19 protein-coding genes and 3 tRNA genes are annotated in these 20,085 nt (G+C 49.5%); 7 read left to right on the forward strand and 15 right to left on the reverse strand.

Annotated elements, in window-relative coordinates:
* Positions 1-44 precede the first annotated feature (44 nt).
* The 3 genes from BZG23_RS04280 to BZG23_RS04290 all read left to right on the forward strand — a co-directional run bounded on the left by BZG23_RS04280 (position 45) and on the right by BZG23_RS04290 (position 311).
* Positions 45-121: transfer RNA gene (locus tag BZG23_RS04280), tRNA-Val, on the forward strand.
* 23 nt (positions 122-144) lie between these two features.
* Positions 145-221 (forward strand) — tRNA-Val (locus BZG23_RS04285).
* A 13-nt stretch (positions 222-234) separates the two neighbouring features.
* A tRNA-Val gene (locus BZG23_RS04290) sits at positions 235-311 on the forward strand.
* A 169-nt stretch (positions 312-480) separates the two neighbouring features.
* On the opposite strand, the gene BZG23_RS04295 is transcribed toward BZG23_RS04290, so the two are convergent.
* The 6 genes from BZG23_RS04295 to BZG23_RS04315 all read right to left on the reverse strand — a co-directional run bounded on the left by BZG23_RS04295 (position 481) and on the right by BZG23_RS04315 (position 6,502).
* Positions 481-1,305: a Cof-type HAD-IIB family hydrolase gene (locus tag BZG23_RS04295; RefSeq protein WP_077606223.1), complete on the reverse strand. Its 825-nt coding sequence runs from the start codon at positions 1,303-1,305 to the stop codon at positions 481-483.
* 67 nt (positions 1,306-1,372) lie between these two features.
* Complete coding sequence (locus BZG23_RS04300; protein WP_077606224.1) at positions 1,373-1,846, reverse strand: NYN domain-containing protein; 474 nt, start codon at positions 1,844-1,846, stop codon at positions 1,373-1,375.
* A gap of 142 nt (positions 1,847-1,988) precedes the next feature.
* Positions 1,989-2,153: a hypothetical protein gene (locus tag BZG23_RS16640; RefSeq protein ID WP_198532108.1), complete on the reverse strand. Its 165-nt coding sequence runs from the start codon at positions 2,151-2,153 to the stop codon at positions 1,989-1,991.
* Complete coding sequence (locus BZG23_RS04305) at positions 2,143-2,871, reverse strand: zeta toxin family protein (RefSeq protein WP_077606225.1); 729 nt, start codon at positions 2,869-2,871, stop codon at positions 2,143-2,145. Before BZG23_RS04305 ends, BZG23_RS16640 begins: the two co-directional genes overlap by 11 nt.
* A 62-nt stretch (positions 2,872-2,933) precedes the next feature.
* Positions 2,934-4,682, reverse strand: a complete 1,749-nt coding sequence (locus tag BZG23_RS04310; protein ID WP_077606226.1) for a formate--tetrahydrofolate ligase — start codon at positions 4,680-4,682, stop codon at positions 2,934-2,936.
* Positions 4,683-4,837: 155 nt separating this feature from the next.
* The gene (locus BZG23_RS04315; RefSeq protein ID WP_197075719.1) at positions 4,838-6,502 is read right to left on the reverse strand and encodes a methyl-accepting chemotaxis protein; all 1,665 of its coding nucleotides are present in this window, start codon (positions 6,500-6,502) and stop codon (positions 4,838-4,840) included.
* A gap of 274 nt (positions 6,503-6,776) precedes the next feature.
* On the opposite strand from BZG23_RS04315, the gene BZG23_RS04320 reads away from it, so the two are divergent.
* The gene (locus BZG23_RS04320; RefSeq protein ID WP_198532109.1) at positions 6,777-8,117 is read left to right on the forward strand and encodes an ABC1 kinase family protein; all 1,341 of its coding nucleotides are present in this window, start codon (positions 6,777-6,779) and stop codon (positions 8,115-8,117) included.
* A 26-nt stretch (positions 8,118-8,143) separates the two neighbouring features.
* Here the strand turns inward: BZG23_RS04320 and BZG23_RS04325 are convergent, their stop codons facing one another.
* On the reverse strand, positions 8,144-9,085 hold the full coding sequence (locus BZG23_RS04325) for a Gfo/Idh/MocA family protein (RefSeq protein ID WP_077606228.1): 942 nt from the start codon (positions 9,083-9,085) through the stop codon (positions 8,144-8,146).
* Between the two features lie 100 nt (positions 9,086-9,185).
* Between BZG23_RS04325 and BZG23_RS04330 the strand changes: the two genes are divergently transcribed.
* Together BZG23_RS04330 and BZG23_RS04335 are read left to right on the forward strand one after the other, a co-directional pair.
* Positions 9,186-9,518, forward strand: a complete 333-nt coding sequence (locus BZG23_RS04330) for a DUF3392 domain-containing protein (protein ID WP_046073279.1) — start codon at positions 9,186-9,188, stop codon at positions 9,516-9,518.
* A gap of 157 nt (positions 9,519-9,675) precedes the next feature.
* On the forward strand, positions 9,676-10,953 hold the full coding sequence (locus tag BZG23_RS04335) for a DASH family cryptochrome (protein ID WP_077606229.1): 1,278 nt from the start codon (positions 9,676-9,678) through the stop codon (positions 10,951-10,953).
* An 18-nt stretch (positions 10,954-10,971) separates the two neighbouring features.
* On the opposite strand, the gene BZG23_RS04340 is transcribed toward BZG23_RS04335, so the two are convergent.
* The 3 genes from BZG23_RS04340 to BZG23_RS04350 all read right to left on the reverse strand — a co-directional run bounded on the left by BZG23_RS04340 (position 10,972) and on the right by BZG23_RS04350 (position 14,351).
* Positions 10,972-11,613, reverse strand: coding sequence for an esterase/lipase family protein (locus BZG23_RS04340; RefSeq protein WP_077577835.1), 642 nt, complete (start codon positions 11,611-11,613; stop codon positions 10,972-10,974).
* Between the two features lie 185 nt (positions 11,614-11,798).
* Positions 11,799-13,169, reverse strand: a complete 1,371-nt coding sequence (locus BZG23_RS04345; protein WP_227486463.1) for a YjiH family protein — start codon at positions 13,167-13,169, stop codon at positions 11,799-11,801.
* 345 nt (positions 13,170-13,514) lie between these two features.
* Complete coding sequence (locus tag BZG23_RS04350; protein ID WP_131825336.1) at positions 13,515-14,351, reverse strand: hypothetical protein; 837 nt, start codon at positions 14,349-14,351, stop codon at positions 13,515-13,517.
* Between the two features lie 206 nt (positions 14,352-14,557).
* Here BZG23_RS04350 and BZG23_RS04355 point away from each other — a divergent pair, with 206 nt between their 5' ends.
* Positions 14,558-14,893: a DUF440 family protein gene (locus BZG23_RS04355; protein WP_046073283.1), complete on the forward strand. Its 336-nt coding sequence runs from the start codon at positions 14,558-14,560 to the stop codon at positions 14,891-14,893.
* Positions 14,894-14,982: 89 nt separating this feature from the next.
* Here BZG23_RS04355 and emrD read toward each other — a convergent pair whose 3' ends face one another.
* From emrD to BZG23_RS04380, 5 genes are all read right to left on the reverse strand, one after another.
* Entirely contained in the window at positions 14,983-16,191 is a 1,209-nt protein-coding gene (emrD, locus tag BZG23_RS04360; RefSeq protein WP_077606230.1) for a multidrug efflux MFS transporter EmrD, read from the reverse strand.
* 191 nt (positions 16,192-16,382) lie between these two features.
* The gene (locus BZG23_RS04365; RefSeq protein ID WP_077606231.1) at positions 16,383-16,844 is read right to left on the reverse strand and encodes a methyltransferase family protein; all 462 of its coding nucleotides are present in this window, start codon (positions 16,842-16,844) and stop codon (positions 16,383-16,385) included.
* Between the two features lie 106 nt (positions 16,845-16,950).
* Positions 16,951-17,556: a GTP cyclohydrolase II gene (locus tag BZG23_RS04370; RefSeq protein WP_046073286.1), complete on the reverse strand. Its 606-nt coding sequence runs from the start codon at positions 17,554-17,556 to the stop codon at positions 16,951-16,953.
* Positions 17,557-17,713: 157 nt separating this feature from the next.
* Positions 17,714-18,271 carry a sugar O-acetyltransferase gene (locus BZG23_RS04375; RefSeq protein ID WP_046073287.1) on the reverse strand — a complete coding sequence of 186 codons (558 nt, stop codon included), beginning with the start codon at positions 18,269-18,271 and terminating at the stop codon, positions 17,714-17,716.
* Between the two features lie 5 nt (positions 18,272-18,276).
* Positions 18,277-19,551, reverse strand: a complete 1,275-nt coding sequence (locus BZG23_RS04380) for a patatin-like phospholipase family protein (RefSeq protein ID WP_241832522.1) — start codon at positions 19,549-19,551, stop codon at positions 18,277-18,279.
* Positions 19,552-20,085 lie beyond the last annotated feature (534 nt).

Genomic DNA, 20,085 nt, shown 5'->3' on the forward strand with positions numbered 1-20,085 from the left:
ACAAAGATGAACTCGCTACTATTCATCCCGCTTTCAAGCACTGTGCGTCCGTAGCTCAGCTGGTTAGAGTATCGCCTTGACATGGCGGGGGTCGGTGGTTCGAGTCCACTCGGACGCACCACTTTGCTTGAAACACTAAATTATGCGTCTGTAACTCAGTTGGTTAGAGTGTCACCTTGACATGGTGGAAGTCGGTGGTTCGAGTCCACTCAGACGCACCACATTTTGAAATTCGCGTCCGTAGCTCAGTTGGTTAGAGTACCGCCTTGACATGGCGGGGGTCGGCAGTTCGAGTCTGCCCGGACGCACCATTTCCAGAGAGCCTGCTTAAAAGCAGGCTTTTTTGTTTTACGCAAAGGCCGCTATCTGTTCTTTAAAGCAAGATAGGCTCACGCCACGTCAGTAAACGATGCTATCAGTATCATGAAATAAAACGAGGCAGGCATAAACACCCACCCCATTTGTTCATGCTTGTTCGTTTTAGGCTACGGCGCTATCCGCTGCTAACACAAACTTTTCAATCGCTTTGGACACACCGTGCTCATCATTGCTCTCGGTAATGTAATCTGCGGTTTGCTTGGTTGCTTCCATCGCATTCGCCATCGCAATGCCAAGGCCTGCGTATTCCAACATTGCGTGATCGTTTTCAGCATCGCCCATGCAAATCACTTCATCAGGTTGAATGCCTAGATGCGCTGCAATGGCAGCTACCCCCGCCCCTTTATTACTAGCAGGGTTTAAAAACTCGAGGAAGAAAGGCGCACTTTGCACTACCGTAAATTCCTCGCGTAGCGCGGATGGTAACGCACTGATCACTTCGTTTAACTTGCTTGGCTCTGCCACCATCAACACTTTGATAATCGGATGATCATCGCTTAGGGTCTCGAAATCCATCACGGTAATATCCAGCCCGTTGATCTTGCCTTCAATCTCGGTATACGGATTCTGTGCTGGTGTAATCAAACCGTGCTCAGTACTAAATGCATGCACAAATGCACCCAGTGCCTCGGCATGCTGAGCCAGCGCTTTGGCGGCTTTGCCGTCAAGCCCTTTTTGCAAGATAACTTCATCAGTACCTAGGTTTTTTACCATTGAGCCGTTGTAATACAGCACAAAGTCTTTATCCGAGCCGATTCCCAGTTCGTCTAGCTTAGGCTGCATGCCCTCAAGCGGCCGACCAGACGCCAATACCACAGTCACGCCTTTCTCACGCGCGCGGGTAATGGCTTGTTTATTCTCAGCAGATATTGCTTTCTCGCTGTTTAACAAGGTGCCGTCCATATCTAGGGCGATTAATTTGTACATCGTTTACTCACTTCAACATCAAAATAAAATCAGAAACTGTCCCAGAACTGCAAACTAAACGCCGTGCCTACAACAACATATCGTCTTCAATCGCAATAAAGCGATCGACACTGTTCACCAAGGAATTAGCCGTTAAGGATGGCACGCCAAGCACCACCGCTTCGTTGTGATAGCGCGCGCGGATTTTGTTCATCAACAAATCAAAATCTCCGTCTCCAGATAACAGCACCACGGTATCAACCTCGGGGGCTGTTTCCATCACATCAATGGCAATCCCCACATCCCAATCGCCTTTGGTGCTGCCATCAGCGCGTTGAATATAGGGTTTTAGCTTGACGGTAAAGCCAATGTGGCGCAGGGCATCTTGAAATTTGATTTGCTGATCGTCATCTCGGCGAATGGCATAGGCATACGCGGTTACCACCTCACCCATATCATTGAGGGTTTGCCACAACTGGCGATAGTTAAACTGACGCCCGTAAGCTTGGCGTGTGGTGTAGTAGATATTTTGAACGTCGACAAAAACCGCGATTTTTTTCAAGTCAGGCTCACAGTCGGTGGGAGAGTTGAAGCCAAAGAGGATACCACATCACGCGACCGTGAAGACAATGACGAGCGTGGCCGCATCTAGCACAAACAAAAAAGCCACTGACAACAGCGGCTCTCACGAGAAATATAAACGATTACTGACACTTAGCTGTTTGCTCTGCCTTTGTGAGCATGTCTTGCTGCTCTTTAATCGTTTCTCTCACTATTTTATCGAAAAACTTTCGCTTTTCTCTCGACGACGAGTGACGCACGAAGTCAGAGAAAGCGGTAGATTTTACCTTATTACGCTTATTCTGCATGGCTCCCTCCTTTCGTGATACCGACGATACGTTCAAGCGACTCTCTATTGTACTTTTTGCGCAATAGTGCGTCAATGTCACCGACGTTAAAGTGTGGTCTCTTGTTGGCACCATCGACGTTTTTCTCAATAAAAGTGATATCAATCTTATCCCTAAACAGTTTCTTTAATTCACTCACCACACGTTGCGATTCTAGGAACTGATTAATGAAGACTTCACTGGGGACACGACGACCTTCAACACTTTCTCTCGCTTTCACTAAACGCCAAGCTTGCACTGGCTCCTGATATACAAAAACAATCATAACAAAGCGGCCTTTTTTCAAAGATCGCTCGATGTTATCTTTCGCTTTATCGAAACTGGAAAGCGTTGAATCAAGAATAAAGCTGACTCTTCGCTTCAAAGCGCGATCATGAATAGCTTCTACCAAGATTGTAGCTGGGCGCTGAAACAAGGGCGAGTTATAACCTTGATAATCTTCAAATGCCTTTCTTAACTCGTCGTTCTCTATGTGCACTAATGTCAGGTCGTGCTCATTCTTAAAAGCACGAACCATCGCTCTAGCCGTTTCCGTTTTACCTGCGCCTGGCGACCCTGCCATAAATACAGAAGCCGCTTCCTCCTCCTCGGGCAAATGATCAACAAGCTTTCTGGCAATCATTTTTTTCATTGCTTTCGCTTGCTTTATAGCTTTACCTGTAATTTGTTGATCATCCATTGAATTCGCCTTTAAACGAGCAAAGTCATCTAATCCTAGCACTTTAGTCGGGCACTAAGTCATCAACTCAATCCAACAATATTGCCCTCACCATCGAGGTCGAGATTCATAAACGCCGGTTTTTCCGGTAGGCCGGGCATAGTCATCACGTTGCCGCATAAAGCATAGACAAATCCGGCACCCGCGCATAATTTCAACTCGCGGATCGGTACATCAAAGCCTTTGGGAGCACCTTTTATCGCACCATCGGTTGAAATAGACAGCGGCGTTTTCGCCAAACAGACCGCCAAACCGTCATACCCTTGCGCTTTAAATTGTTGTAGCTGCTGTTTCGCGGTTTCACTTAACGTCACACTTCCCGCGCCATAACCAACTTCCGTAACCGCCATCAGTTTTTCTTCCAAGCTTTGCTGGGCATGATACAAGGGCGAGAATGATGCGTTGGTTTCACATTGCGCGACCACTTGTTCCGCCAGTTTACGCGTACCCTCGCCACCTTGGGCAAAGCCTTCACTGATCGCTACTCTTACTTTGTTGGGCAGCGCTTCAATCATCGCCTTGAGTGTCGCTAGCTCAGCATCACTGTCTTGTGGAAAGCGGTTAATCGCCACCACCGCCGACACACCATATTGGGTCACGTTATTGATATGCCATTTGAGATTTTCAAACCCTGCTATCAATGCCTCATTATCATCTGCGAAGAGTGCGTCAGGCATGGGCTGACCAGGCTGCAAATTGTAGTGACCAGAGTTAGCTTTTAAGCCACGTAATGTCGCCACAATCACCGCACAATCAGGCGCTTTACCTGATGCTTGCGCTTTGATGTTACAAGCTTTTTCAAACCCCATGTCTGAGCCAAAACCGCCCTCGGTGACAGTATAATCACCCAGTTTAAGGGCAATGTTATCGGCGATAATCGACGAATTGCCATGAGCAATATTGGCAAACGGGCCGGCGTGAATCAGTGTCGGCACGCCTTCTAGGGTTTGCATCAAGGTGGGTTCAATCGCTTCTTTCATACTGACCGCCATCGCGCCGGCCACTTGCAAATCTTCGGTGGTGATCGGCTCACCGGTATGGCTATAAGCCAATACTATGCGGCCGATGCGCTGACGCAGATCACGAAGATCGCTCGCCAACGCCAGAATAGCCATTAGCTCAGAGGCAGCCGAGATATCAAACCCGCCCTCACGCTCGTAGCCGTTGATGGTTTTACCCGGCTCGTTTTTACCCACAGTCACCATACGCAAGGCGCGATCGTTATGATCCATCACCCGCTTCCACACCACGCGACTTGGGTCAATTTTTAACGCTTTTAAGCCACTGCGCGCCTCAAAATCGTCATAGCCTAGACGTTGCTCGTGATAAATTCGCGCATCAATGGCCGCAGCAGCCAAGTTATGCGCCGCGGTCACCGCATGAATATCTCCCGTCAGATGGAGGTTGAGCTCCTCCATCGGAGCCACTTGCGAATAACCACCGCCAGCTGCGCCACCTTTTACACCAAATACGGGCCCCATCGAAGGCTGACGAATACACGCCGTTACAGAATGATTCAGCTTGGCCAAGCCTTGCGCCAGACCAATGGTGGTGACGGTTTTGCCTTCACCCAAGGGCGTGGGAGTAATGGCGGTGACCAGTACTAACTTTCCGGTTGGGTTGGGCGCAAGACGCTTTAAGCAATCGAGAGAGATTTTGGCTTTATGGCTACCTTGCGTTTTAAACTCTGAGTCAAGGAGGCCAACTTGCTTGGCTATGGTGGAAATGGGGGCGAGTGTGGTGTTACGACAGATCTCGACATCAGGCAGCATGAAACCCTCTCAATAGCGCACAATATGTTCTAGGCAAACGTTTGCGTCAGCATAATACCGCTAAAATTGCTATTGTAAAGCGAAAGGACGCTTGCGGTAAGCGTCCTTTATGACTTTTTATCCCATGTGCCGAGAATAGTGATCATGCTATTGGCTTAGGCGACTTTAAATTGCCCCACCAAGGTATCGAGATCTTGACCCAGTGAGCTCAGCTCTTCCGCCGCGTGTGACGATGCCTCACTCGAGTTCAATAAGCTAGCGACAATGTCACGAATCGATACCAGATTACGATGAATATCTTCCGTGACCGTGGTTTGCTCTGACGCCGCACTGGCAATTTGCGAGGTCATATCGTTCACTTGCGAAAACGCCGCACTCACCGAGGTGATTCGCTCGCCAATTTGCGCTGAAATCGTTGCCATGCTTTGGCACTCTTGATCGCTGTCGGCAATGGTTTTCACGGCACTATCCACATGCACGTGTAGACCATCAAGCATGTCACGGATCTCATGGGTACTGGTTTGAGTGCGACTGGCCAAGGTGCGCACTTCATCGGCCACCACCGCAAAGCCTCTCCCCTGCTCACCCGCGCGAGCGGCTTCAATCGCCGCGTTCAGCGCCAATAGATTGGTTTGCTCAGCAATCTCACCAATCACGGACAGTACCGAGGTAATTTTATCCGACTGAGCTTTAAGTTGATCCACCTGCCCGCTCGACTCGCTCATTTTCGCTACCAACTTCTCGACCGATGCCTCTGATTCACGCACTTGCGCCTGAGCATTTTGCGCATCTTGGGTGGCAGAGGTGGCGGCATCAGCCACCTGTGTCGTGTTTTGTGCCACTTCTTGCGCAGCAGAGCTCATCTCTGTCACCGCGGTGACCACTTGCTCGGTCTCGTTATCATGGGTTTGTAGTTTTTCAGCCACTGCGGATGTTTGCTGAGCCATATCACAGGCGGTGCTGTTTACTTGCGCCGTGACTTGCGCGACGCGCTGAATGGTGTGCTGCAGCTTCTCTACAAAGCGATTAAAGGCATGACCGAGTTGGGCGATTTCATCATAGCCATGTACGTGCAAACGCTGAGTGAGATCGCCCTCACCGCTAGCAATATCATTAAGCTTATCAAGCATGTTTTTCACCGGCTCACCAATACGCTGCGCAAACCAGCTCACCAGCAACACCGTGATAATCACTGTGCTTATCCCCAACAGGGTTAAACGGAAAATTTGTGCATCCAGGGTTTGCTCTGCGTCGGTGCGATAGGCAGCAACCTCTTGCTCAATGTCATCGGTGTAGGCGCCAGTACCTAATAGCCATTGACCATTATTCACCATTACCGCATAGCCGATTTTATCAATCAGCGCATCGGTACCCGGCTTATCAAACATAAAATTAAAGTAGCCATCGCCACGTTGTGCCGCCTCGAGTAACCCTTGAATCACCTTATTGCCTTTAGGATCGGTAAAATCAATCAGGTTTTTTCCTTCAAGCGCCGGTTTAACAGGGTGAAACACATTGATCCCCTGTTTGTTGTAAATAAAAAAGTAACCCGTCTCGCCAAACTGCACATCAGTAAGCGCCGTTTTCACCTCAGCCAAGCGAGCCTCACTGGTGCCTGGGTTAAGACGCTTAACGATGTTCTCCGCTACCTGAGTCACTTCTTTGAGTTGTTTTTTACGCTCGTTGACCAACTTCTCCCGAAACGTGGCAATGTTTTCTTCTATTAACGCCTGTTCGTTATAGGCCGTGACCGCACTCATAATCAGCATTGAGGCGATCAGTGGCACGATGGCAAGTAGCAGTATTTTCGTTTTAAACATCAGCTTCATTGGCAATTACCCTACAGACTAACTTTGTAAGCAAATGCTACTACTTAACTAGACAGTCAAAAATATAAACTGCTGTTTTATTTGATCTAAACGCGATTTCACCCCCGAGGCTGTGACCCGGGTTGGAATGTCATGTAAATGGAAAGGTCTTTGCCATATCGTGGTGTGGATTTGGCTCGTTAACTCGCGTCTTTGTGAGCGCGAGCAACTCGTCCCACCAAACCATTCCGCTGTTCGTCGCGTATTCTTAGTGGGTATTCAGGAGGTGGCTATGAAAAATCGTAAAGTGCCGCATGGTAAGTTTTCTCGCTTTGGTGCACTGGCTTCGTTGGCGGGGCGTATGGCGTCGAATGTGGCGTGGGAAGGTACCAAACAGTTTGCCCAGGGCAATCGGCCGAGTCGTAAGGATTTGGTGATGTCGCCGGCCAATATTGCCCACGTGGCGGACAAACTGGCGGACTTACGTGGAGCGGCGATGAAGGTTGGTCAATTGTTGTCTATGGATGCGGGGGATTTGATTCCGCCAGAGCTCAGCGATCTTCTCGCCCGTTTGCGTAATAATGCCACTCCCATGCCACCGGCGCAGCTCAAAGCGGTGCTTAATGAAGAGCTGGGCGACAATTGGCAGGCTGAGTTCACCCATTTTCGTTTTTCGCCCATCGCGTCAGCGTCGATAGGCCAAGTGCACGAGGCCTATACCGATGCCGGTGAAAAAGTAGCGGTAAAGGTGCAATACCCGCGCATCAAAGACAGCATTGATAGCGATGTGGATAATGTGATCACCCTACTGCGCTTAAGTGGCCTGATCCCCAAAGAAGCGAATTACCAAGCCTTACTCGATGAAGCCAAGCAACAACTGCATGATGAAGCCGATTACGGCAAAGAGGCACAAGCATTGACTCGGTTTGGCGACCATTTGAAAAATGCCAACGGTTTGGTGGTGCCAAGGGTTCACTCAGCCCTTACCTCAGATCGCATTCTCACCATGAGCTATATGGCAGGAGAGCCGATTGAGCAACTCAACAAGGCTTCAGAGACGATTCGTCACCGCGTGATCAGTCGTTTATTCCAGTTGCTGTTTGAGGAAGTCTTTGTGTTTGGCGAGGTCCAAACCGATCCTAACTTTGCCAACTATTTGTATCAGCCCGATACCGGACGCGTCGTGTTGCTTGATTTTGGCGCCACCCGTCAGTATGCCCCGACGTTTATCGATGGCTATCGCAAGCTATTTTTAGCGGCGATTGAAAAAGACAACGCAGGGATTGAGGTGGCACTAACCCAAATTGGCTTTTTTGCCGAGCACATCTTGCCAGAGCAAAAAGCCAGTGTGCTGGAGCTTGTGAACACGGCTTGTGAACCGATTGCGACGGATACGCCATTTAACTTTGGCGACGCCGATTTGGCAACGCGTTTACGTAACCGTGGGATGGCGCTGAGTATGGAACAAGGCTATTGGCACACACCGCCGGCGGATGCACTGTTTTTACATCGTAAAATAGCAGGGTTGTATTTGCTGGCGGCCAAGTTAAACGTGAGCTTTAATGTCCGCCAGTTGTTATTGCCTTATTTAACCCACTCACACACGGGTAATCCGGTCGAAGCGTAAACAGCCACCGTGTGCTGCGCGTGGGACTAGGGGCTATCGCGCAGCGCTTCACAATAGGCGACCAAATCTTCCGCGGCCCAGTGGCTCGCCACATTACGAGCGGTGAGAGCAGCATCAACCCGCCCTTCGCTGACCACCTCAAACCAATGGCTGAGCATAGCCGCAAAACCTTTGCTCGCTTGCATACCCGTCCAATCTGGCAAGGTAAGCTGTGTGGTGACGTTGTCTTGCATGCGCGCACCACGGGTAAAGCCATCAAAGAAATAGCTCTCGTTACGATAAGCCGCCGCAATGGTTTCTTTAGTGACCCCATACTGGCGGTTCATACTAGCCTCAAACAAGCTATTGTCGCGGTGCCAACGCACGTCTAAGCGGCCTAGCAAGCCTTCGCTAAATTGAGCAAACACGTCCAAATCATCAATATTGATGTCACCATGAACGTTTATACTGTCGAGTGGATGAATGAAATCATCAAAAATAAAACGACGCGGTGCATCGGGCAGCGCATGACGATGTTTTTCCCAACGCAGCGATAAAAGGGGTGTGCCCAGTTCGTCTTCGGGGCGCTGGCCATTGAGATGGGTGTTGAGCAAAGGCAAATAACGCCGGTTAAAGCCTGCAAACAAGGGGGTTTGCTGTTGTTCTGCCAAGTTGAATAAGGCTTCAACCTCCGCGCCTGATGGGGCGACAGGTTTATCGACAAACACCGGCACACCTGCTTGCAAGCAGGTACGAATCAAGGCCGCATGCGAGTCGGTGGCGCTGTGGATCATCACTCCATCCACCCCTAATGCTAAGCATTGTTGGATATCACTTGCGGTCTCACTCACTCGGTATTGCGTGGCGAGCGTCGCCAGCTTAGCGTCATCACGACTGCACAATACCCATTCGAGCCCTGGCCAATTGACCATCAATGGCAAGTAGGCTTTTTGCGCAATGTCCCCTAACCCGATCGATGCGATTTTCATGCCTTCTCCTTACATCGTGCGCTCCCGCGGGCTAAGTCCGCGCTGGAAGTCGCCAGCAGAAATCAGTACTCTAGCCGCATTCTACACAGTGTAAATCGTTATGAATATTTTAATCTCTTGGTTTTCTCAGGCGGGTGCGTGGTTAACGCCATGGCTCAGTGATATTGCAGTGGCCATTGTGGCGTCACTGTTGGTGGTATTTGGCAATGATATTAATCGGACGCTACGCCGTTTATTGACCGGTCATCATTTTATCGTTCGCACTCTGGTATTTGTGGCGATCAATGCCTTTGGTTACGGCGCTTTTATCATTACCGTCTCTCCGTGGCTGGCGCGACAAATGCGCGGATGGCCAGATCATTGGCTCTTTGCCGGTTTGGTCGCCACCTTTGTTTTTATTGGAATGTGGGCGCAACGCCAGCGACAGATCTAGTCTTCGTCCATAACACTCATTCACACCCCCAGCGCGCACTTAGGCGGATGTGAGAGCCCGCATTCATGCTCGTGGTTGGCGAATAGTCACCCAGTTGATCCAATCAAGCAATCCGCCCGCAGCCTGTGAGCGTATTGGAGGGAAAAAGGAGATAGGTATGCAACGCGGATTAATGTGGTTTCGTCACGACCTTCGAATACATGATAACCCTGCACTCGCCAATTTAGCCTCGAGCTGCGATCAGCTGACCTGCGTCTTTGTGATTGACCCGAGCTGGTATCGTGCGGATCACTTTCAAAGTAAGCACCTCGGTGCCCCACGGGAAGCGTTTTTGTGGCAAAGCCTAACCGAACTGCATCGCGCCCTGGATGCGATGGGGCAAAAATTGATTATTCGCACCGGCAAGCCGCTAGAGGTGGTGGCAAATCTGTGTATGGATCATGAGTTTGACCTTATTGGCGTCACCGACCACCCAGGGACACGTGAGCGTCACCAGGTTGATACGCTGGTTGAGCGCTTTCCGCAGCGGGTGGTTGTCTCGGATGCTCACACCTTGTTTACCCAGCATCAGCTGCCGTTTGACTTACCTGAGATCCCGACGACCTTTACTCAATTCCGTAAAGCGGTGGAAAAGCGCGGGATCAAACCACGCTTGCCGTTACCAGTACCTGAGTCATTGCCAGCCCCCATCACAGCGATTAAGTCCGACCCAGCGCCCCTATCTGATCGCCGAATAGCCCCTTATCAAGGCGGTGAAATCGCCGGGCGTGCGCAACTGAATCATTACTTATGGGATACCCATCGTATTCAGCGCTATAAAGAAACGCGCAACGGCCTTGATGGTTGGGATTTCTCGTCACGCTTATCGGCTTGGCTCGCAAACGGCAGTTTGTCCGTACGCTGGGTCGCCGCAGAGCTCGATCGATATGAGCGCAATGTTGAAAAAAACGAGTCAACCTATTGGCTATATTTTGAGCTGTTGTGGCGCGAATATTTCCAATGGATGCTGTATCACTATGGTGCCCGCTTTTTTGCGTTCAAAGGCATTACCAACAAACGGCCACTCACCACTTTTTATGCCGAAGCCTTTATGGCATGGCGTGAAGGCACGACGTCCTTTCCTATTGTCAATGCGGCGATGCGCCAGCTTAAACAAACCGGATGGCTCTCGAATCGCAGTCGTCAATTGGTGGCCAGCTGCTTAGTCCATGAGTTAGGTGTTGATTGGCGCTATGGCGCAGCATACTTTGAGCAGCAACTGATTGATTTTGATGTAGCGGCTAATTATGGCAATTGGCAATACTTAGCAGGCGTTGGTGCCGATCCGCGCGGCAGCCGCCGGTTTAACCTCGACAAACAAGCCGCGCAATATGACCCCGATGGGACGTTTGTTAATACTTGGGTGGGAACACACGAATCATCCGAACTAAAGTGACCTTATCAAACCATCACTTTAGCCCTCGGCGGCTGGCACAGCCGTCGGCTCATATTGAGCGACTAACTGAATCACACGCTCACTGACCCGCCTTGAAAACAGTAATGCAATGTGGGTCACCGAGTACAGATCGTGACTGGTCATGCCCTCGATTTTGGTTTCTTCGACCAGCACAGTGCCATCGCAGACTTGGTTCTTTAACAACAGCGCCGCGGGTCCCCAGGGGCAATCGCCGGCAAGGCTATGTAACGGCGGAAGATTCTTCCAAGGCCTGACCTTGTCAGGGATAAGCATGTCTTCGCTACGTTGAAACAACCAGCCGCCCCACCCCAGATCGCCAAAAATACTTGCTAACTTAGCGCCTTGATGCGGCGTGCCCAAAGTGATCACCGCGCGAACATCGAGAGGCGGTCTATCACACCGCTTTGTGCTCTGTTCCAAGTAACGACGAATAATGAGTCCGCCCATCGAATGGCCAATCAAGATCGCTGGCTGGTCGCCAACAAACGCATCGATTTTGGCGGTGATACCCTCTAGGTCCGGATTGAGCGTATTATACGAAACATTCAGCACCTGGTGCCCATGTTTTTCTAAGCGCTCGCACAGCGGAATCAAAAAAACACCGTGCATGTATAACCCATGAAGAGTGACTATTTTCATCCCGCCTCCCATTAGCCGCTGCGTTCAGCATACCAATATATGTCCCTTTCTGCCCATAGGTGGTTGATATAACCGAGGGCTTGCATCACAACAACGAGGACGCGTTAACAAAAAAACGCCCCACAAAAAGTGAGGCGTTGATGATGTAAGGAGGACGCGCATAGCGGCTTATGCGTAGCGCCTAATTAGAAAATCAGGTGAGCAATCCCTGCGATAACAGGCAGAGTGACTAGCGTACGTAAAATAAAGATCACGAACAGCTCCCACAGCTTGACTGGGATTTTGCTTCCCAGTAATAAGGCACCCACTTCCGAGATATAAATCAACTGGGTCACCGATACCGTAGCAATCACAAAACGGGTCATTTCACTGTCGATTTCTGCGGCTAAAATGGCAGGAATAAACATGTCTGCAAAACCAATCACCATGGTCTCAGAGGCTTTCACCGCATCAGGGATATGCAATAGTTCAAGCAGTGGCACAAAGGGCGCCCCTAGGATGCTAAACACATCGGTGTACTCAGCGACCATCAACGCCGCCGTACCAATTGCCATCACAACTGGCAACACACCTAACACCATATCGACGGCGTTTTGTACGCCTTCTTTTAGCACACTGCTTACCGAGCGAATTTTCTCGGCACGTGTCAGAGCACAGTGCAGTCCATAGCTCAGCGTATTGTGGCCAGCCGGTAGGACTTCATCATTGGTTTCACGCTCAGAGTTATCGATAAGCGCATCTTTTTTCCAGCTCAGAGGAGGAAGACGAGGAACGATGATCGCCGCCGCAATCCCAGCTAAACAGACGGTGAGATAGAACCAAGCAAACATGTGCATCAAGTCGACTTGCGCTATCACCACCAAACTAAAGCTGATTGAAACCGCAGAGAACGTCGTGCCAACCACTGCCGCTTCACGCTGGGTATAAAAACCTTGCTCATATTGTTTACTGGTCATCAAGATACCGACGCTGCCATCGCCCAACCAAGAGGCGGCACAGTCGACCGCAGAGCGCCCCGGCAGACCGAATAACGGACGCATTACCTTGGTGAAAATAGCACCAAGCAGCTCGAGCAAGCCGAAACTTGTCAGTAGCGGCAGTAATAGACCAGCGAAAATAAACACGGATAACAAGGTAGGCAATAGCTCATTGAGCACAAAGGCCCCCGTTGTTTCACCCATGATGACTGGCGAGCCAAAACCATAAAACGCCATTACGATGAAGGCGGCACCGAAAACACGGGTGACAAGCCACACCGGAGAGACATTAAACAAACCATTAAGAAAGCCATTTCGCATGATAACGGCAGGCTTGGTCAGCGTAACCAACACTGAAACGACGGCACTCAACACCACTAAGGCAGTGACGACCGCTGTTGCACTGTTACCTAGTAAGTCCAAGACACTGCTCGCCATTACCGCAATCGGGATGGTGACGCTGTCACCGAAACTGACTGGCGTCATAAAAAGGAACAACCCCAATAATGATGGGATTGCGAACATCAGAATATTTCTCATCGAAGGTGACTTCGTAGAGAGAGTGTCAGTTTTTTGCATACGTCTGAATCCTGAATTTTTATTTATCTCACCGCGAGCATCAACGCCTTTGCTGATTAATTATTCACTCACTGTGACTAACTGGCATGCAGATTATCGAATCATACACAGGATGTAAATAACTATTTAGTCATAAATACTGAATAAATACACCATAAAAGCAGATTACACATGCCTACTGGTGGTTTTATAGTTCAACAAACCATCTTTTGTGAAAAGTTTGTTACACCGTTTTATTGACCAAGATCAGATTCTGTTACTCACTTGTAGGGAATGAGGCGGGTTAGCTCACAGAATACGCTTAATGTTCAAGCGTCCAACGCCAGCATCGTTGCCAAACGCTAGTTAACCAATTTTAAAGTCAATGCGCGCATATTCTTTGATCAACCAATCGCCAAAGTCATTGAGGAGGGTCATGACAGCACGTTTTTTTACCGGTTTGCGCTCTAGCAGGATAAAAAGTCGCTCAATCGCCATTTTTTTATCCGGGTAGTGTTTAATAAAAGCATCCGCACACTCGTTGAGTGATTCACTCCACTGCGCTTCTTTATGAAGTACCAAACCAAATGCACCGCGTATCAGGGTGTCTGCAATCGCTTGTGCGGTATTGAGTTGAGTGTTCCATGTGGTAGCGGCGGTGATTTTTTGTTTGGCACGCGCGAGTTTGTCAGAGATATCTGGATTCATCGCCTTCGCCACCTCCCAGCTGGCTTCAAACAAACCAAAACTAACCGATAAGTCTTGGCCATAGAGGCAAATGGCTCTGTGTTTAAAAAAGAATCCCCAGTGAAAGACTTGTGAGAGATCTCTAACATGTGACACGGTCACGATATCGATATGGCAATCACTGATCACCTTGCTATGACTGGTTTTTAATCGCCATAGCAAGGTGTTTAATGCGTTCGATTGATCAAGCGTCAGGGCGTGTTGGCACACCACCGTCAGCGATAGCACGCTGTCTTTCACCACGGCTCGCCGCCAAACAATATCTCCACTCACGTAGACGCTGTGAAGCCGCTTGCCGAGCAAGCCACGTAGTTGCTTCACCGCTTTAATCATCACGGGGATAAATTCAGATTGAAACGGGGCACGCCGGTCGGGCTCCGGTAAATAAGCGTTTCTGGATTGCAACTGAGTCACGACTTTCACACAGGTTTGAGTACGCGCGCTATTGTTGGTCATCTGCATAAACAAATCAACGCTCTAACTGTGGGTCTGCTTTTATTTTAGCCAGAGGTTGTCTATTTGACCATGAGAGCCGTCGGTTGAGAGGACAAACACGGATACGCTTTAGATACCTCTTTGTGCAGGTCAACCGATACGGCGCGGCTGAGATACCCCTTACAGCATGGTATAATGCGCATACATACAGACAACGAGAGCTTACCATGACGCAAGAGAATCAACTCAGCTTGGAGACCGTGCTAGAGATCGCGTTCGAGATTTTTGCCGAAACGGCCCCAGACAACTTGGAGTTCGACGATTTAATGCTCTATGAGTCACGCTTTGAAGAAGAAGGGGGCGCTGTGGTGGTTGAGGTAAACAATGATTGGCCAGAGCATGTGGGAGCGGATGTTGACTTATCTCAGTGTGCCGAGGTGCAAATGGGTATAGCTGGCGCTGAGGTGCTAGATGAAGTCTTTGTTCGTATGCTCATCAGCCGAGACCCAGATAATAAATTCTGTCATTTATTGTGGAAGCGCAGCCCAACACAGATCCACTAGCCCTGCCCCACAGAATAACGGCAGCGATAGGTGCTGCCGTTGTGGATGCGAACTGGCGCTGACTTCATTGGATAATACCGGTTGAATGATTACAGTACGGTCACTGAGTCCGCGTCATCATGGGCGTGAGCGCGATAACTGATGACCAGTCCCAAGCTTGCCAGCGTCGCCAATGTCAGCATGATTACCCCTAATGATAATTGGCTAGCCACACCGAAACTACTGGCGACGAGTGTTACCAGCCCTGCCAATAGATTTTGCGCGCCGCCAAGAATTGCCCCTGCCGTGCCAGCATGGTAAGGAAAAGGACTAATCGCTCCTGTACTGGCTGCCGGAAAGAGAATACCTGCACCAGCAAAATAGACACAGCCGCCACCCACTAACGCATAGAGTGAAACATCACCGAGCATACCGGGTAATCCTATGATGCCTGCCCCCAACAACGCTAAGACACTGCCCAATGTCAGGGTGGGATAATACCCCATACTTTCGGAAAGCCGGCTCGACAACCCTGACCCGACTAAGTATGCCGGCAGAGGGACAACAAACAGCAAACTGATCACACTCGGAGACAACGCTAACGCATCTGACATGATCACACCTGCCGCCGCCTCGAATAAAGATACACCGGAAAAAACGGTAATCAAGCACAGCAAATAGCCTTTAAATTGATGTGATCGCATAACATGACGATAGCGCGCACCAAAATGACCAGGTTGGCGTAAATCGGCAGGCAAAGTCTCGCTAAACCGCCAAGCCATGACTGTATAAACCAAGACACCGAGTAACAATAAAAAGAAGTAGCTGGCACGCCAATGTAGGGACTCGGTTAACCCTCCTCCTAGAAGCGGAGCCACTAAGGGAGAAAAGATCAGTCCCATACTAACTAGGCTATTGGCGCGGTGCAGTTTGGCCCCGGAAAAACAATCTCGGGTTAAGGTGCGCGCCATGGCGCCGCCGCAGCCAATGCCCGCGCCTTGAACCATACTGCCAAGTAAAAATATCGCAAAGGAGGTGGCCAACAAGGTGATAGCCGTCCCGACTAAAAACAATGCCAACCCAAACAAAATAACCGGCTTACGACCGATGCGATCGGAGACAGGGCCATAAACAAACTGCGATAAACCATAAGGAATAAGATAACAAGCCATCACCGCTTGTAACCAAGCGGGTGATACAGCGAAGTCGTCTGCCATTGCACCGATGGATGGCACATACATGGTTTGGGTCATTTGCCCAACAGCCGCTAATAGAACGATCAATAGCAATAGCTTGCCCATAGGCATTGCCGAGGACATACCAGCACTCCTAAAAATAATTATGCGAAAATAAGTAAGAAATAGGTATCGAGGTTGAGGGTAAAGGCCTAGCCCACCTAGCCACCCAATGATAGACAGGCGAATGATAGGCTTTAAGAGAGAGTGTGGCAATCAGAGTTGAGAATAACGATCCCGATTCTTTATTATATTAAAGATTAGTTTATCTAATCCTAAAGCCAGCGTCGGACACGAGCTACATAAGCGTCAAAATCATCTGGCCATTGGCGTGATAAACGGGCTTCTTCAGCAGGAATAAATGTGGCGGATAGGTAGGCCATAAAAGCGGGAATCATCCCCCAGCACCATAGCGCATTAAAATAAAGCCCAGCTGCGGCGATAATGAGTACCAACGCCAGATACATAGGGTTGCGGGTATAGCGATAGATCCCAGTCGTCACCAGCGCTGAGGGCATTTGCAGCGGATCAAGCGTGGTGTGATGGCGATGAAACGCCCATTTAGCGGCGGCTAATAACCCCACGGCTAACCCCAGAGGCAAGGCAGCCCACATCGGGGCACCCAGCACCAGCGAAAAAGGAAAGAAATGGCTCAGTGATAAGCCAATTGCAACCGCAATGAGCATCGCCACGGGAGGCAATGGGGGAAAGAGATAATGCCATGTTTGCACACGCATGACTCGTCCTTGAGCAATGACTGATATAATGGCAATAATGTAGCGAATATAGACAGTGATTGTCACTGCCTAGCTGGCAAATTAACCAATTTTTAGCGACAAATGTTTAATCTTGCTCAATATTGAGACGGTGCTTACCGTGCTCAATCTTTGCCTTAAGATAGTTACGGTTGCCGTCTTTAAGGTGGGCTTTGGTGCCAATCACTTCTTTGAGGGTAACCCCTGCCGCTTGCAGCTCTTCAATCTTTTTGGGGTTATTGGTGATCAAGCGAATACAGTGAGCGTCTAACGCTTTTAGCATCTGCGCCGCTTCGGCAAAATCGCGCAAATCATCCGCAAATCCCAAATGGTTGTTCGCTTCATATGTCGTCATCCCTTCGCTTTGTAACTTGTAGGCATCCAGCTTGTTATACAGCCCTATCCCGCGCCCTTCTTGGCGCAAATAAAGAATAATACCGCCATCTTCACCCATCTTTTGGATGGTCTCTTCAAGCTGCTCGCCACAATCGCATCGAGAGGAATGGAAAACATCACCGGTTAAACACTCGGAATGCATGCGAACCAAAGGCGGATCGGCTTTCTTATCGGCTTGTTGGAAAATTAGCGCGACGTGCTCTTGCTCAGACTCTAAACCATGGAAGGAAAGGATCTCTGCTGGGATCTGGCTTCCCACCCCGACTTTCAACGGCACTCGGGCCCTAACTTTAACCATTCTGCGTCTATCTCTTACTGCTGATACCCGATTGAGGGCGATAACATTACTACACCCACATCAGTATGCCAATTCAAAAATGTTATATTATAACATTTATMGGGAGGATGCGATAAAATCGTATTGGGAGGTATCTGTCACCTTGTCTCTATCCTCATCACTGCAAACGCCGTACCACCGCAGCCGGATTGCCAGCCACAATAGAAAAAGGTTCGATATCCGTATCAACCACTGATCCGGCTTCAATCACTACCCCTTCACCGATTGCCGTGCCTGCTTTTATCACGGTATTTCCCTCGATGATAACGTTATTACCGATGATGACATCCTGAGAGGACTCACATTCACCGCGGGCAATGTCTAGCGGTAATACGCGATGACGCGTGGTATAGATCCCAACGTTGGGGCCAATACTCACGTTATCGCCAATACTGACATGCGCCCCGTCTAAAATGGTGCAATTTGGACCGACGCTAACATTGTTGCCAAGATGAATATTCATCCCATAATGGCAAAAGAAAGGCGCGTCGATTTCAACGTTATCGCCAATACGGGCGAATAGCTTGGTGGTTACCACCGCTAAACTGGCCGCATCTTCAGGATCGAGCCGGTTAAACTGTTGGCAAAGTCGGCGCGCGGCATATCGAAACAAAGTCAGCTCTTCATCCGCGGGACAATAAGGCAAGCCACGTTGCATTTTTTCAAATTCTGTCATCAGCTCTACCCTTGATGCGGCATTCTTACTGACGTTGGCTCAAAGCTAGGGTTATCTACAGTCGACATAGAAACCAGCGAGTCACCGTATTCACGTAAGAATTGGTTCCCCAGCGAGACCCCTAGCTGATAATCGGCTTCCAATGCCTCCGGCTTACTCAGTAAGGCACTACTTTGCAACGGAGCGCTCGGCGCAATTTGCACTATCTGAGCACGCGCAGGCGGTGACGCCAAAAACTGCAGTTCACTTTGGTAGCTTTGATAATGCGTCGTCAGCATCTTAAGCATTTCGGTGTTTAGCGGCTTGCCGGATAAAGACTGGAGCCGATAAATCGTGTCGCCACCAAAAAGCCAACGACCACCATTTTGCATCGCTTTCTCTTTCATACTGTCGCGCACACGATTAACCAATTGCTCGCGGCTGGACTTATAGCGATCTGACAGTTCACCGATTTGCTTACTGAGCTCTTTCTGGAAGGTTTCAAAGCGTGCAAGTCGATATTTGGACTCAAAGTTTGATAAATAATCGGAGAGCTTAAATTGCGGCCTCTTCGCCTCAAAGCGTTCGCGTAGTGTTTCAAGAAAGCGCCGGTTCTCATCATCACGTTTATCTTGTTCAACCACTGGCTCAGTGCGAACCACGACGATAATATCCGCCCCGCGCGCAAACGCTTCTTTTGCCGGGATCGCCGCTGTTACCCCACCGTCCACATAACGGTGCTCACCGATGTTCACCGGATGCGGATAAAGTAGCGGAATCGCACAGGTCGCTTTCAGGGCATCTGGCCAGGTGTCTTCTGTCAGTGAGAAGAAGGCTGGTTGCAGCGTATCTATGTCAGTCGCGCATGCATAAGCATAACGGTTTTGCAGATGGTGCCGCGCCGCTTCCATATCCAGAGCCGTTTCTTTACCGGGTAACGCCGTGTCTAACGCCCAATCCAAGTCCATGTAATGCTGCCGGCGAACATACTTCATTAAATGGAAGAAGCGCTCCTGCGTGGTGAGTTGGGTAATAAAGCGGTAACCATATTGGTACTGTTGGCAGACATAGGCACTCATATTGAGCGCCCCCGCCGATGTACCAAAATAAAGCTCAAAGGGGTCAAATCGGTGGGTTAAAAACGCATCCAGCACACCTGCAGTAAAAATACCTCGTTGTCCGCCCCCTTGAAGCACAAGGGCTATGCGCTGCGGCCGCGCGTGAGTCCCGCTCTGTGCGCCAGCGGTCAGCGCGTTGTCGGTCAACACCGTGGGCTGCACGGCTTGATTGGTTTCTACCACGTTCGCCCCTTACCATCACATTTAGCGTTATGCTTATGTTTTATTGACTATTTTTAATTAGCTAAGTCCCACAGTTTAACGCGTCGTGTGACACTGTGCTAGCGCTACCGTGCCGTGGCATCGTCATCAAACCGGAAGCCACCGAACCAAGTGTTGTCTATGCCATTACCGCCACGGCGGCAAACGTAAAAATAAGGCCGAGTGCGCAGGCTGTCGTGACCAGTGCATAAGTGAGTGTCGTATTCATGATGTCCTCCTAGGTGATAACGCTGCTATAACAAGTATAAACCACATTTAGTGTGCGTCTTTGTTGTCTAAAATTCTGCTAATGAGATCATGTTTTCTGGCGCTGTGGCACGCGCTCAACACGTCTTGGCGTTGTTTTTTTCATCAATTGACGAGCGAACAAAAATAACCATTAATCACCACTTATTGATAATTATGATAGTTTTTATCACTACATAGGGTTAACAAAACATGATTTATATCTATCTCACTCTACCAATAGCAGGTTAACCCCCATTTTTTTGCTAA

Source organism: Salinivibrio sp. ML290 (assembly GCF_001995695.1).
Lineage (GTDB): Bacteria > Pseudomonadota > Gammaproteobacteria > Enterobacterales > Vibrionaceae > Salinivibrio > Salinivibrio siamensis.